Raw genomic sequence first — 15,047 nt, forward strand, 5'->3', positions numbered from 1 at the left:
ACAGCGCCTACCTAAGCGGGAACCTTCTAAGAGTGCTGAGCGTTAGCTTCTTCCATCTCTTTTTCAAGCTTAGCGCTTTCATCTGCACGAGGTTTGGTGAAGCGTGCCAGCGCTAGGTAAAGCACAGGCGTGAGGTAAAGAGTAAATACCACCGCGATACCCAGCCCTCCAAACACAACCCAGCCAATCGCATTGCGTGCTTCAGCACCTGCTCCTGTTGATAGTATCAACGGTAGACCACCTAGAATTGTAGAAACTAAGGTCATCATAATGGGGCGTAAACGCACTTTGCCTGCTTCCACAATAGCATCATATATATCAAAACCTTTATCGCGAAGCTGATCGGCAAACTCAATCAATAGAATAGCATTTTTGGCAAGTAGGCCAATTAACATAACTAGTCCGATTTGCGAGTATATGTTAATACTAGTGCCGGTTAAAAACAGCGCGTAGACCGCAGCTGCAATACCAAAGGGCACGGTAAGCATAACAACAACGGCGCTATTCACACTTTCAAACTGTGCCGCTAGCACAAGCAAAACGATGACAAACGCTAAAATATAGGTAAGCGCGACCTGTTTGGACGTTTCTTCAAAGGTTTGTGCTTCACCTAAAAAGACCAATCCGATGCCATCGGGCAAAGTATCAAGTGCTAGCGTACGTATTTGATCTACCACCTCACTAAGTGCCACATCTTCTGGCAGTTCCATTTCCAGTTTTATCGCCCGTCGCTGGGCTTGACGTTCTAGTTCAGCAGCAACGCCTTCTTCGCTAATAAATGCCACACTAGAAAGCGGTACTAGATTCCCGTCAACGCTTTTTACATACAGGCTGGTAAGCTCGGAAGGGTCAAGCGTACTGCGGTTATTAGTTTGCAACATGATAGGAATAGCTTGGTCGCCAACGTTTAAATCGGCGATATCATCGCCATTAACGGCTGCGCGCAGCGTACTGGCGATGTCGGTAAGGGGCACGCCTAACTCCTCTGCACGACGGCGGTCTATATTTACGCGCATTTGTGGTTGGGTAGGGTCGTAGCTAATTCTGGGTCTGCCAAGCTCAGGCAGCTTTTCTTCAAGCTGACGGGAAAAGTTTTGCGCTGCTAGAAAAATGTTTTCATAGGTATCACCGGTGAGCGCAATCTCCAATCCGCCACCTTGACCGCGCAAATTAAGGCTATTGCCACCAAAGGCGTTACCAGGCGCACCGGGTATTTGCTGTAGTTTAGGGCGAATTTCGTTTACGACATCTTGAAGTGATTTATCGCGTTCATCCCAATGCTTTAGCGGTGCGGTAATAAATACAATGTTCGGATCCCATGAGCCAACCACCGTATAAATTGAATCTATGGTGCCGTTTTCAACATAAGGTAGCAGCAGCTCTTCCATCTTTTCAGCTTGTCTATCCATAAAGTTCAAACCAGCGCCATCAGGGCCGCGGGCAAATATCCGAATTGTGCCTCTATCTTCGCTTGGCAAAAGCTCATTATCGATATTTTGTGACAATATATAAGCGCCACCGCCAGCGGCTAGGCTAAGTATGCCGACTACCCAGCCATACTTAAGGGCTTTTAGCAGTGAAGCTTGATATACACCAAGGCACGCATTACCAAAGCGTCCAAAGGTTTTACTAAACAAGCCATCGCTTTTTGTTTCTTTTACTTTTAGGCGTGCGGTAAGCGCAGGTACCAAGGAAAGTGCAACAAAAGAAGAGATAACGACAGCGCCTGCTAATACCCCTCCAAACTCTCTAAACAAACGCCCAGCGGTTGAAGGAAGGAATGCAATGGGAATAAATACAGAGGCAAGTACTGCGGTGGTTGCCACTACGGCAAAAAATACTTCACGTGTGCCGATTACGGCTGCAGCACGAGCACCTAACCCCATACTTCTGCGGCGCTGAATATTTTCAGAAACAACAATCGCATCGTCCACAATCATACCCGTGGCTAAAACAAGGGCGAGCAGGGTAAGGATATTAATTGAAAACCCCATGCCCCAAATAATTGCCAAGGCACCTGCTAGCGATACAGGAATAGAAAGCGCCGGAACAATTGTAGCGCGCCATGAACCAATAAATACCAGTAACGTCACCACCACTAAAGCGACGGTAAGGCTAAGCGATATCACAACTTCTTTCACAGAATCTCTAATAAACTCCGCGTCGTCAGCCGTTACCGTGATGTGCATGTCGGTGAAGCGCTTGTCTAGGTCTTTGACCATGGCTAGCACTTCATCAGAAATTTCTATGGTATTAGAGCTAGCTTGTCGAATGACACCCACACCGATTACTGGTGTGCCGTCTAAGCGAACCACGCTGGTGGTATCGGCGGGGCCAAAGTAAACACTGGCGACATCATTAATGCGAATATCACCACTTACAACAATATTGCCAACATCTTCTGCCGAGACTGACGTTGCATCAGCTCGCACAATAAGCGCCTGTTCTGCCGACTGTATACTGCCTGCGGGAACATCAAAAGGCGCGAGCGATAGGGCGTCGGCTATATCACTCATGGAAAGACTAAAGCTGGTAAGGCGAAGCGGGTCAACGGATACGCGCAAGACACGTTCTCTATCGCCGTTTAGGGTAACATCCGCAACACCGGGAATGCTTAGAAACAAAGGCGCTACGTCTGTATCGACGCGCTCGGTGAGTGTTTCCATATCTAGGGTATCACTAGAGATAGCAAGGCTAACTACCGCTTGAGCATCGCTGTCTGCGCGAATGATTGCCACTTGCTCTACGTCCTCAGGAAGTTGACGCTGTACGCGACTTACAGATTCACGCACTTCATTGGCGGCATCTTCTAAGTTGACGCCAGGGCGAAACTCTACACGTACGCGGGCAGAGTTCTCTTCGCTTTGCGCGTATATATTTTTGACACCGCTTACGCGGGCAACTGCACCTTCCAGTCGGCCAGTAACTTCCGCATCCACGGTTTCAGGGGAAGCGCCGGGAAATTGCGCTGTAACCGTAACGCGAGGGGTATCAACATCGGGGAGTTCTCGAACCTCAAGCCCGCTTAAAGCGGCAAGGCCTGCAATGGCAATAAGCAGATTGAGAACAACAATTAAAACTGGGCGTCGTATCGAGAGTGAGGGAAGGTCACTGACTGAAGACGATAGGTTTGGATCACTCACCTTGAGGCCCTCCGGCCAATTCAGTGGTAATTTCTTGACCTGTACGCAAGCGCTGAACACCTTCTGAAATTAACGCATCACCTTCTTCGATATCACCGGATACTAAGATCGTTCCTCTTAAACGCTGGTGGACACTTACATCCACACGCTTGGCTTTCCCGTCTTCGGCAAGCCAAATATACGCACCGGTTGCTCCCCATAGCAATGCGGCTTCAGGCACGGCAGCGTAGCGATCACCTTCAATGCTCAAATTAACCCTAAAACTCATACCCGGGCGGAATTTATCAGATGAGTTATCTAATAGTGCGCGTGCACGAAGGGTGCGGTCAGCTTCATTAATACGAGAATCGACTTGCGCTATTTCGGCTTTCACCAGTTGTTCTTTATCGCTCCAAGGTTCAAGTGTGACGTTCGGCGCATTGAGCAAAACAGGAAGAGCGGCTTCAGGGGCTTTAAAATTGATAAAAAGCTTGCTTCTATTATCGAGCGTGGTGATAACCGTTTGTTCGTTAATCCGATCGCCTACCTCTACGTCAGTAATTCCAACAATGCCGTCAAAAGGCGCGACAATATGTCTGTCTTCTAAATCTGCTTTCGCTTCTTCTAATGCGACCTCAGCAAGATCACGCTGAGTGCGTGCTAGGTCTAGTTCGCTAACGGGCACTGCACCTTGCTTATAGCTTGAGGCCAAGCGCTCTACCGTGCGCTGGGCATCTTCTAGAGTAAGCTTAGCGCGCTTTAATGCAGTTTGTTGCCGTCTATCGTCAAGGCGAACCAATACCTTGCCTTTCTCCACCGATTGGCCCGGTACGAAGTTAATTTCTGTTACTTCATCAGAAACGGCAGGGTATAACACGATAGAGCGTACGGCTTCTGCACTGCCAACCGCTTCAACTTTTCGTGTTTCGTTCATAAATTGAATGGGCTTGGTCACAACAAGCTTCGCTTGTCTATCTCCCATAAACTGCGCGTTCGCATTTGGCAAGATTATTAAGAAAAGAGCACAAAGACGAGTCCATGTCTTTATTGCACCATAGAATGAATTTTTCATTTTAAACCCGTAGCGTTAGTTAAGTTTACTCTGCTCGTCGCTGTTGGAGAGCGGTAAACCCTTTATTTTTTGTATTACCAAACCGGTTGATTTATAGCCGATTGGATAACCGTATTATTTGTACCGTATAGCACCACAGGCGGTTCAGCTAAGCAATTGCAGTTCAGCGTATTCCCTGTACAGGGTATCGCTTTTCATCAAAGAGGCGTGGTCGCCGCTTCCCACCACCTGACCTTTATCCATGACAAGAATGCGATCAGCATGCTGCACTGTGGCCAGACGATGGGCAATGACAATGCTTGTTTTGCCTATCATTAATCTATCTATGGCTTGCTGAACCATACGCTCACTCATAGCATCAAGGGCACTGGTTGCTTCATCGAGAAGTAAGATTGGTCGGTCGGCTAAAATTGCACGTGCTATAGCGATACGCTGTTTTTGTCCACCAGAAAGCTTTACACCGCGTTCTCCTAGCTGAGTGTTGTAGCGTTCATCAAGGTTATCGATAAACTCGTGTGCAAAGGCTTGTTTTGCTGCATTCACAACGGCCTCGTCGGTTGCATCAGGGCTGCCATAACGAATGTTCTCCATTACGGTATCTGCAAATACTACGGGCTCTTGAGTGACAATCGCAATATGCTGCCTCAGTACATTAACGGGCATTTTGTTAATAGGCATCCCGTTAAACAGAATTTGCCCGCTACTTAGGTCGTAAAAACGCATTAGCAATTGAAAGAGGGTGGTTTTACCTGCGCCACTCGCGCCAACTAAAGCAAGGCGTTCACCGGCTTGTATATCAATGTTTAAGTTATTAAACAGAGGTTTACTATTTGGATATGCGAAGCTGACCTTATCCAACTGAATTCTTGGGGCAGCCTTGGAAATTGAAACTTTATTTTCAACCTCTCTGGGGTTAGATTCTTCTGCGCGCTCAGACTCGGTAATTTTCTTCACCTTATCTGATACGGGTTTGATAGCTGACTCAGTAAATAGTTCGTATAAACGTTCGCTAGCCCCCACACCACGCTGTACTTCGCCTATGACTTCACTAATAGTAGCCACACTGCCGCCAGCCATAACGGCATAGAAAAGAAAGGCAGAAAGCTCGCCTACTGTCATGGTTCCGTCGAGTACCTGCCTTGCGCCTACCCAAGCAATAAAGATGATTGCCGTCATACTAATGCACATGATGCAGCCAATAAGTAGTGAGCGATAGTGAATACGCTTTTTAGCTACGTCCATGGCAAGCTCTACTTTTTTGGAGAAATGCAGTCGTTCGGAATTTTCAGCGGTATAGGCCTGTACGGTCATAATTTCATGGAGACTTTCATCGATTCGCGCGCCTAGGTCTGCCACTTTGTCTTGGCTTTCTTTTGCATAGCGACGGACCTGGGGGGCGAGTACCTTAATTGGAACTAGTACCGCAGGTACGGCGACGATCACACAAAATGTGAGTAGGGGGCTAGAAAACGTCATAAGCGCGAGTGCGCCGACAAAAGTCACAACCGAGCGTAGGGTCATCGATAAACTCATTCCCACTACGGTTTGAATGATTGTAGTGTCGCTGGTAAATCGAGAAATTACCTCACCTGTTCGAAGCTCCGCGAAAAATGATGGAGGCAGTGAGAGAAGGTGCGCATATACTTGGTTTCTAATGTCAGCGCTAACCCTCTCGCCAAGCCAGGTCATTAAGTAGAAGCGCGCATAGGTCGCGAGGCAGGCGATGATAGTTATAGCAAGCACCATAACCGTCGCTTTGTTTAAGGTATCAGCAGCATTTTCGATAAAGCCGCTATCTATCGCGTATTTAATGCCTTGTCCAAGCAGAAGCCATGCGATAGCTGCGGTAAAAAGGGCAAAGACAGCGCCTACAACTCGCGTTTTATATTGAAGTAAATGTGAGCCAATCCACTGTAAGACTTGCTTCGTTGATACGGTTGGTAGCGGTGTCGTCAAAATTACCTCGTTGCGTGCGTTACTTCTTTATAGCGCTGTCTCTATAGCGCTATTTGACTTTGATGATTGGATTATACGGTAAAGCGTGTACATTGGACGTAACCAATGCGACTACAGCGACAGTATTTACGCTGGGATGAGAATCAAATGAACAAAAGAAGTAGTGAATAAAATACGCGAAGCGTTTAGTTGAGAGAAAAATTTACTTGTTTGGGGTAGGTAAAGACGCAAGCGCAACCCTGCGTCATTTGGCGTGACTAGTATGATAGAAGGCGGGCGCTAGCGAGAAGCCTCTTCTTTAAACTGTGCCTTCCTTGCATTGTTCAAGGCGTAAATCTCCCACCGATTTTGGGTATTCAACTCGGGTTGTTACAATTTCACTAACAGGAACGCCAGTATCCGTCTCTTGGAGCCATATTTTCATATCGCGGTTGTCGCGGGTCTGGTTAAGGGAGTATCGCTTACCGCCCTCTAGATTTGCATCGAGTCGAACAATAGCCTCTCGCGTGTTACCTTCAGTAAGATCAGTATTTACAACAATAGCGCGAACAAATAGAACATGTTCTCCTTCTTCAACGTCCCGCAGCGCTGATGCATTTGTTGGACGCTGATTAAAGCACATTAGTTTTACGTACTCTCGCTTGTTGTCAAAAGCTTCGCCGCGATTCGCGAAAAAATCTATACGTGCTTCATTGGGTTGAACGTTAGCTTGTTGGTCAATGACATCCGATACAGATGTACAAGCGAAAAGAGGAGCAATGGCAGTAGCGAGTAAGAGCGATGGCAATTTCATTTGAATAATCCTTCTCCGTGAAACCAAAACTGATGTCTACGACAGACAAAAGCTTTAGTTAAAATTAACCTTATCTTAAGCAGCCATCCTTAAAACTGCATGTGGCTGTTCAATTAGCACAACAAACCTGTGCACTATTAACCATACACCAGAATCGTATGTTTAACAGAAATTTACGAGAAATAGGTTAGTTATAAACTCATTTCGGCGTCAGTAATGCTCTTATAAATAAAAGCCTAACTAAACACAGGAAAAGTCAGGTTTTTACTTGCATTGGGTGGCGATATCCGTATAATTCGGCGGCCTTCTAATTGGCGTCTAATTTTTAGTCGTAGTTTGAAGGCTTAAGTTAACGGTAACGCTACAACGAGTTTGAGGCATTTATGGTTACTATTCGTTTACAGCGTGGTGGCGCGAAAAAGCGTCCATTTTATCAACTAGTGGTGGCTGATAGCCGTCGTGCAAGAAACGGTCGTTTCATTGAAAACATCGGTTTCTTCAACCCAACTGCACAAGGTCAAGCGGAACGTCTTCGCGTAGATCTAGAGCGTGTTGAATACTGGGTTGGCGTAGGCGCGAGCTTATCAGATCGCGTTTCTAGCTTGGTAAAAGAAGCGAAAAAATCTGCAGCGTAAGCTGTTATTAACTGGTGGTATAGATGAGTCTAGCGTCTGACAAAGTGATTGTTGGCAAAATTGGCGCACCGTACGGTGTTAAAGGTTGGGTCAAAATCAACAGCTATACAGAAACGCCAGAAGGTATTTTTGAGTACACGCCTTGGTTTCTTGGCGAAGAAAAAGAGTACCAAATTGACCAGTGGCGACCGCACGGTAAAAGCCTCGTTGCAAAAATTATGGGCGTTGATAGTCGAGATGATGCAGAGCGCATCAAAAACTTGGATATCAACATAAATGCTTCACAGCTGCCTGATTTAGGCGACGAAGGGGTTTATTGGCGTGAGCTCACCGGCATGAAAGTAGTAACAACGCAAGGTTACGACTTGGGTGTGGTGAAAGAAGTGTTTAATACAGGTGCTAACGACGTGATTCACGTTAAAGCAAATGTAGGCGACGCTTTTGGTCAAAAAGAAAGACTATTGCCTTTTGTGTTCGACGAAGTCGTACAAGAGGTGGATAAGGAAGCGAAGGTCATTAAAGTTGACTGGGACCCGGGGTTTTAAGTGACACCGGAAAAGTGGTTCGGCGTTGTTAGCCTGTTTCCAGATATGTTTGCCCCTTTTACCCAACAGGGTGTGATAGGTCGAGCAGTTAAGTCTGGAACGTTATCGGTTGACACCTTCAACCCCCGTGACTTTACACATGATCGCCATCGTACAGTAGACGATCGCCCCTACGGAGGCGGACCCGGTATGCTGATGATGGTAAAACCGCTAACCGACGCAATACAAGCTGCCAAGAAAGTTGGCGGCGAAAAAAGTAAGGTGATCTACTTATCACCACAAGGGAAACCCCTTGACCAAGCAGGCGTACAGCGCCTTGCTAACATTGACCGCACAATTTTAATTTGCGGCCGATATGAAGGTATCGACGAGCGAGTAATTGAAAGCCATGTAGATGAAGAAGTCTCTATTGGTGATTACGTGCTAAGCGGCGGTGAGCTACCAGCAATGGTCCTTATGGACGCGGTTGCTCGATTAGTTCCTGGCGTGTTGGGGCATAAAGCTTCAGCAGTTGAAGATTCTTTCACTGACGGTCTTTTGGATTGCCCGCACTATACGCGGCCCGAAATACTCGATGGTCAAAAGGTACCTGACGTGTTGTTAAGTGGGGACCATGAAAAAATTAGGCAGTGGCGATTGATGCAATCATTAGGTAGAACCTGGCAGCGTCGCCCTGAATTGTTAAATCACCTAGCTCTGACTGAGGAGCAGCAGCGTTTGCTTGAATTATTCCAAGCGCAACTGCAGCAAGATGACAGTTAACTAGGACGAGAGGATATGATGAGCAAAGTCAGTCAAGATATCATCAAAAAAATCGAAGAAGCACAGCTAAAGACTGATGTTCCTGCGTTTGGTCCAGGTGACACAGTAGTTGTTAAAGTTCGCGTTACCGAAGGTGACAAAGAGCGTCTTCAGGCTTATGAAGGTGTTGTTATCGCTAAACGTAACCGTGGTCTGCACTCGTCTTTTACCGTGCGTAAAATTTCTAGCGGCGAAGGCGTTGAGCGTGTGTTCCAAACACACAGCCCGGCAGTTTCTTCAATTGAAGTGAAACGTCGCGGTGCGGTTCGTCGTGCTAAGCTTTACTATCTACGTGAGCGTTCAGGTAAATCTGCACGTATCAAAGAGAAGCTTAACTAAGATTACTAATCCTTGCGTTATTGTTAACTTCGAAAAAGCCCGCGTTAAGCGGGCTTTTTTGTGCGTGAAATTCGATCTTTTTTCTTCATTGCTCAATACAAACATTAACGTTTCTTAATAGAGTAAAGAATGAGCTCAGATTATTTTATTGTGCTAGGCATTATTGGTGTTGCCTTCTTTGCTATTTCCGGGGCACTGCTAGGACACGAAAAGAATATTAATGGTTTTGGAATAGTAGTTGTGGGGGTTATGACGGCGCTCGGCGGCGGCACGCTAAGAGATTTACTTTTGGGGAAACCTATATTCTGGGTAGAATCCTCCGAATACCTTCTAGCGACTTACAGTGCGATCTTCGTCACAGTGATATTAATACGTCACTTCCCATCCCCTTCAAACCTTTACTTCATTCTAATTGATACAATAGGGCTTGCCATATTTAATGTCATAGGCATTGAAAAAGCCTTGATCAGCGGCACTGGGATGATTGTCGCACTAACTATGGGAATGACCACAGGCATCTTCGGTGGTTTGATGAGGGACGTGGTGTGCCGAGAAATGCCTTATGTTATGCGTGGTGATGTCTATGCGAGTGCATGCTTTGCTGGAGGGCTAACATATGCTGCGCTATTTGCAGTAGATATTCCTTATATCTGGTGCATTTTGGGCTCTGTTGGCGTAACCGTTTTATTGCGGATAGCGTCACTTCATTGGGGAGTGAATGTGGATTTGTTCAGAAAACGGACGCCAAAGCATTGAGAGAAAATAGTAATATGCAAGTTCGTGTATAAATTTTACTTCGTAAGGCTGCGTTTACTTCTCGGTATACACAGCCTTATAAGAATTAATACCAGTCCCGCATAAATAACTACGCCATAAGTGAAAGTGCTTCTATTAAAGGCTTATTTTCGCTGTCGATAGTATCGATAATATGTCTGTGCAGACGTTTTTTGTGTTCGCCAAATATGCCTCGCTTCTTATCGAAGGTTTTAGCGTAATTAAGTGCCCCTTCTAGCAAACTTTCTTGGCTATCGTATGCTTTCTCTACCACATGATCTTGCTCTAATTCTTTACCGGAAACCCGTCTTCCTGAAAGCTTCATTTCGTTCAACCTATAATAAGGCATCGCCTTTTTAACAAACTCAATCATTCCGGGTAAAAAGGGAATAGATAAGTCGACTTCCGGAAAACAGAAAAACCCTTTATCTGAACGCATAAACCTGAAGTCGCAAGCGCACGCCAAAATCGCACCATTGCCAAAAGCGTGACCATTGATAGCCGCTATAACAGGGAGGGGGTAAAGTAACAGCGTTTTGAATACCTCGTCCATGTCATGCATGAACTGCTTTATTTCTTCAGTACGGCCCGTTTTCATTGCCGGCATAAGCCAGTCTGTGTCTATACCTAGACTAAAGCATTTCTCATCGTTTGACGTGAGCACTAGCGCTTTACAGCTCTCATTTTGCTCGATGGTTTCTAACGCTGAAAGCATCTCTTTTGCAAAGAGAGGATTATGACGGTTTTCACCATTTTTCATGGTTAGAATAGCGACATTACCAGTGTACGTGAGGGCTAAATTTTGCATCGTTTTCTCGTTTTTATTCTAATGACGCTATGATACCGAAGTCTGTCGATAGATGAGAAATTTAGCTTATTTATGTTGGTCAATTATCTCATTAAATCTTCGGGGGGATCGGACGCTCAAACATACATTACAGATACAAAGTGCTTGGCCAAAGAGGTTATGTTGAATAAACCTCACTGCTGGTTAAAAAGTGGACTAGCAGTGCGCGCTATTGCCATTCAGTCATGTTCATTCACTTCGAATCTACCCTAGATTAAAGTATTATTCGTTATTGCTTGCGCTATTATTCTTAAATTGTTAAAAAGTCAATGACGTTAAAGAAATATAGAAAAAGCTGGTTGTACAATAAAGTTTACATGCAGATTGCACACTCTTTTGGCGTTTAATTTTCCGTTTTTATTTGTAGTTAAGAGAGTAAGAGAGCTCCCATGATCAAGGACACCGTTAATAATGTTCACGTAAGTACAGAAGACGTACTTATTACCCCAGAAGCGCTTAGTGCTGAACTGCCTGTTTCAGACAAAGCGTTAGAGGCTATTTCTGAGTCTAGAAAAATCGTATCTGACATCATTCATCGCCGAGACCATCGACTACTCGTAGTGTGTGGACCATGCTCGATACATGACATTGAAGCAGCTAAAGAATATGCGCTTAAACTCAAAGAACTTCACGAGTCATGCAAAGACACATTATTTATCGTAATGCGCGTCTACTTCGAAAAGCCGCGTACCACGACTGGTTGGAAAGGTTTAATCAACGACCCTCATATCGACGGTACGTTTGATATTGAAACAGGTCTTCGCAAAGCAAGAGAGCTTTTAATTTGGTTAGCTGAACTAGAGTTACCCGTTGCGACGGAAGCGTTAGATCCTATTAGTCCGCAATACCTCGCTGAGCTATTTAGCTGGGCGGCTATTGGTGCGCGTACCTCTGAATCGCAAACTCACCGTGAGATGGCCAGCGGCCTTTCTATGCCGGTAGGTTTTAAAAACGGAACAGATGGAAGCTTGGATATTGCTATTAACGCGCTTAAATCTGCAGCGTCGGGCCACCGTTTTATGGGAATTAACAAGCAAGGCCAGGTAAGTATTATCGGTACCAGCGGTAATCCAGACGGTCATATCATTCTTCGCGGTGGAAAACAGCCAAATTATGACTCTGTATGCGTATCAGAATGTGAAATTGAGCTACAGGGTGCGGGTCTGACAGCAGGTTTGGTAGTTGATTGCAGCCATGCAAACTCCTCGAAAGATTATCGCCGTCAGCCGTTGGTTGCTCAGAACGTGGTCAATCAAATATTAGAAGGCAACCAGTCTATTATTGGCGTTATGCTGGAAAGTCATTTGAAACCTGGTAATCAAAAAGCAGAAGGCAAGAAACCTGAAGAGCTAGAGTACGGTGTTTCAATTACAGACGGTTGTATCGATTGGGAAACAACAGAAAACTTAATCTCTCAAACCAGAGATAAATTAATAACTGTGTTACCCTTACGCCAAAATAAGCGCACGGTGGCCTAGTAAGAAATGACGCCTAATGGGCAATATAAATATTGCCCATAAGCCCCGTGCCATTTGATTCAAGGATAAGACAGAATGGCCGATTTATCGCAGCACTTAAAACAGTTAGATACGCTGCGAGAAGGTATCGACGAGCTGGATTCCCAGCTTGTCGAGTTACTCGCAAAACGCAATAAAATTACCACCCAAGTCGGTCAAATTAAGGCCGAAGCAGGCATGCCTGTTTACGTGCCAGAGCGCGAGAAAGCGTTGATCGCGTCTCGCCGCGCTCAGGCTGAAGCGCTAGGGGTTTCTCCCGAACTTACTGAAGACCTTTTACGCCGCGTAATGCGAGAGTCTTACCATACGCAGAACAACAAATACCGCTGTGTGAAACCTGATGTCGACAACGTTGTTGTCATAGGTGGAGCAGGGGCGCTTGGTCGTGTGTTTGTGAGCTTGTTCGAACGAAGTAACTACAATGTTTCAGTTGTGGAAAAAGACGACTGGGAAAGTGGTAGGGCAGCATCTTTGTTAAGTTATGCTTCATTGGTCGTCGTAGCTGTACCTATAAACTTAACAGAAGCCGTGATCAGCAAGCTAACTATGCTACCAAAAGATTGTGTGCTCGCAGATATAACCAGTATTAAAGCTAAGCCTTTAGAGGCGATGCTTGCCGTACACAGTGGCCCTGTCGTTGGGTTACACCCTATGTTTGGCCCCGATGCGCCAGGCATGATTAAGCAGGTAGTCGTAGTGTGTGATGGTCGTGACAGCGACAAGTACAGTTGGCTGATTGAACAAATGCGAATTTGGGGTGCCACAGTTCACGACTCCAGCGCGCAAGAGCACGATCAAGCTATGGCGTATATTCAGGTCATGCGCCACTTCAACACCTTTGTATACGGGCAACATTTGAAAGGTGAAGATCCTAACCTTGAATCCCTGACCATGTTTAGCTCTCCAATATATCGTTTAGAGCTGGCAATGGTTGGAAGACTGTTTGCCCAATCGCCACAACTGTATGCCGATATTATCTTCAATAACCCTGATAACTTTGCGTTGCTACGCCGCTTTTATGAACGCTTCGGAATTGCATTATCATTACTTGAAAATGGCGATAAAAAAGAGTTTGTAGAACAGTTTATGAAAGTCGGCGCGTGGTTCGGGGACTATGCGAAGAAGTGCTTAGTAGACAGCAAACAGATGTTGTTAAAAGCAGATGACGGTCAGCTCTTAAGGGATAAGTAAACTCAATGAATGAGTAAAAAGGCGAGCTAGTGAGTCCAACTTTATAAGGCCACTTCAGAGCTCGCCTTTCTTGTATTATTCAGTCAGTGCACTTGCCGCCGCTACTTTAGTTGGGCTAATTTCCTCACTTGGGTAACATCCCAGCACTTTGATGTAGCGCGTAATACCGCGCAATGAATCAAGGGCGTTTTGTACGGGGCCGTCTTCTACGTTGCCTTCCACATCAATATAGAACATTTCTTCCCAAGGATTACCGGGTATTGGCCGCGATTCAAGCTTAGTCATATTAATGCTGTTTTCTCTAAGCACAAGTAGCGCTTCAACAAGTGCACCTGGCTTCTGAATGGTTGACATAACAAGGGTTGTTTTAGCTGGTACTTGAAGCGGAACCACCACTGGATTACGAGCAACAACAATAAAGCGGCTGTGATTTTCTTTTTGATTAGCTAAGTTACTCTTAATCGCCATCAGTCCGTAAAGATTACCGCCTGCTTCACTTCCAATCGCCGCTACGTCGTCGCGCTGAAGTTCGCTAACCGTCAACATGGCAGAGCTTGTGCTGTCCATAGTCTTTACTTCAACGTTACCTAGCTCGGCTAAGAAATGGCTGCATTGGGTAAACACCTGAGGGTGTGCATATAGCGTCTTAATTTTATCGATGCTGGTATTGGTTCCCACTAATAAAGTATGGCGGATAGGGTGGGTAAGCTCACCAATAATGCTTAGCTGTGTGTGCTGAAGTTGGTCGTACACTTCATTGATACTGCCAGAGGTTGTATTTTCAATGGGCAGCACCGCGTAATCGGCTTCTGTACTCTCTACTTTATGAATAATTTCAGCGAAGCTTTGGCAGCCAATTTCTAACAGCTCTCCAGGTCTACGTGAAAAATATTTCTGTGTAGCAAGGTATGAGTAAGAGCCTTTGTCGCCTAGGAACGCTACTCGGTTTAACGGTAGTGTGCTGCCAGGGTTCGCGCGCTCGGCAAGCATGGCCTGCTGGTTCAAAACTGAATCTTCAATAATAACGTGAAAAATCTGTGTTACGTAATGAGGATCTAAACCAATGCTTTGCCCTTCTTTTATTAACCGCACTAATAGCTGTTCTTCACGCTTTTGATCTCTTACAGGAATGTGGTGCTTTATTTTCGTCTCAGCCACTTCGTTGGTTAACTTTCTGCGTTCTGAGAGTAATGTAAGTAATTCACTGTCAAGAGCGGTAATGCGCTCTCTAACAGTATCTAATGCATTTTCTGACATATCATTCCCGTGCGTATCTTATAAATAAATGTTGCTAAAAAAAAACCTCCCAAGTGGGAGGTTTTCATGCATGTAGCTGCGCCTCCCTAATAAAAGGATGTAAACGCAAAAAAGAAAAATACTACGTGCTTTATTATCTGTTTCATGAATCTGAATGTATGTCGAACCCCTATGTGTGTCAACCCATTTTTACAAAAT

General features: G+C 45.5%; 13 protein-coding genes. 7 read left to right on the forward strand and 6 right to left on the reverse strand.

Translation table 11 applies throughout. The features are described 5' to 3' along the window. Positions 1–26 precede the first annotated feature (26 nt). The 4 genes from ACXAER_RS19360 to ACXAER_RS19375 all read right to left on the reverse strand — a co-directional run bounded on the left by ACXAER_RS19360 (position 27) and on the right by ACXAER_RS19375 (position 6,943). Positions 27–3,143, reverse strand: coding sequence for an efflux RND transporter permease subunit (locus tag ACXAER_RS19360; RefSeq protein WP_474832143.1), 3,117 nt, complete (start codon positions 3,141–3,143; stop codon positions 27–29). Further along, positions 3,136–4,194 (reverse strand): efflux RND transporter periplasmic adaptor subunit, encoded by a 1,059-nt coding sequence (locus ACXAER_RS19365; protein ID WP_474832145.1) that lies wholly within the window; start codon positions 4,192–4,194, stop codon positions 3,136–3,138. Before ACXAER_RS19365 ends, ACXAER_RS19360 begins: the two co-directional genes overlap by 8 nt. Before the next feature lie 144 nt (positions 4,195–4,338). Continuing rightward, a complete protein-coding gene (locus ACXAER_RS19370) occupies positions 4,339–6,150 on the reverse strand; it encodes an ABC transporter transmembrane domain-containing protein (RefSeq protein WP_474832148.1) in 1,812 nt (603 codons plus the stop codon). Positions 6,151–6,448: 298 nt separating this feature from the next. Beyond that, positions 6,449–6,943, reverse strand: a complete 495-nt coding sequence (locus tag ACXAER_RS19375) for a hypothetical protein (RefSeq protein WP_474832150.1) — start codon at positions 6,941–6,943, stop codon at positions 6,449–6,451. Positions 6,944–7,326: 383 nt separating this feature from the next. On the opposite strand from ACXAER_RS19375, the gene rpsP reads away from it, so the two are divergent. The 5 genes from rpsP to ACXAER_RS19400 all read left to right on the forward strand — a co-directional run bounded on the left by rpsP (position 7,327) and on the right by ACXAER_RS19400 (position 10,019). Next, on the forward strand, positions 7,327–7,578 hold the full coding sequence (rpsP, locus tag ACXAER_RS19380; RefSeq protein ID WP_014948832.1) for a 30S ribosomal protein S16: 252 nt from the start codon (positions 7,327–7,329) through the stop codon (positions 7,576–7,578). Positions 7,579–7,601: 23 nt separating this feature from the next. After that, on the forward strand, positions 7,602–8,123 hold the full coding sequence (gene rimM, locus ACXAER_RS19385) for a ribosome maturation factor RimM (protein WP_474832153.1): 522 nt from the start codon (positions 7,602–7,604) through the stop codon (positions 8,121–8,123). Next, positions 8,124–8,885, forward strand: coding sequence for a tRNA (guanosine(37)-N1)-methyltransferase TrmD (gene trmD / locus ACXAER_RS19390; protein WP_014948834.1), 762 nt, complete (start codon positions 8,124–8,126; stop codon positions 8,883–8,885). Positions 8,886–8,903: 18 nt separating this feature from the next. Then, the gene (gene rplS, locus ACXAER_RS19395) at positions 8,904–9,263 is read left to right on the forward strand and encodes a 50S ribosomal protein L19 (protein WP_024015986.1); all 360 of its coding nucleotides are present in this window, start codon (positions 8,904–8,906) and stop codon (positions 9,261–9,263) included. Positions 9,264–9,392: 129 nt separating this feature from the next. Further along, entirely contained in the window at positions 9,393–10,019 is a 627-nt protein-coding gene (locus ACXAER_RS19400; RefSeq protein WP_474832155.1) for a trimeric intracellular cation channel family protein, read from the forward strand. A 109-nt stretch (positions 10,020–10,128) separates the two neighbouring features. On the opposite strand, the gene ACXAER_RS19405 is transcribed toward ACXAER_RS19400, so the two are convergent. Beyond that, positions 10,129–10,845: an enoyl-CoA hydratase/isomerase family protein gene (locus ACXAER_RS19405; RefSeq protein WP_474832157.1), complete on the reverse strand. Its 717-nt coding sequence runs from the start codon at positions 10,843–10,845 to the stop codon at positions 10,129–10,131. A gap of 428 nt (positions 10,846–11,273) precedes the next feature. On the opposite strand from ACXAER_RS19405, the gene ACXAER_RS19410 reads away from it, so the two are divergent. Together ACXAER_RS19410 and tyrA are read left to right on the forward strand one after the other, a co-directional pair. Further along, a complete protein-coding gene (locus ACXAER_RS19410; RefSeq protein WP_474832160.1) occupies positions 11,274–12,362 on the forward strand; it encodes a 3-deoxy-7-phosphoheptulonate synthase in 1,089 nt (362 codons plus the stop codon). A gap of 75 nt (positions 12,363–12,437) precedes the next feature. Next, positions 12,438–13,592, forward strand: a complete 1,155-nt coding sequence (gene tyrA, locus ACXAER_RS19415) for a bifunctional chorismate mutase/prephenate dehydrogenase (RefSeq protein ID WP_474832162.1) — start codon at positions 12,438–12,440, stop codon at positions 13,590–13,592. 75 nt (positions 13,593–13,667) lie between these two features. On the opposite strand, the gene pheA is transcribed toward tyrA, so the two are convergent. After that, on the reverse strand, positions 13,668–14,849 hold the full coding sequence (gene pheA / locus ACXAER_RS19420) for a prephenate dehydratase (protein ID WP_474832165.1): 1,182 nt from the start codon (positions 14,847–14,849) through the stop codon (positions 13,668–13,670). Between the last annotated feature and the right edge of the window lie 198 nt (positions 14,850–15,047).

It is taken from the genome of Alteromonas sp. AWJ4_199, from assembly GCF_056159165.1.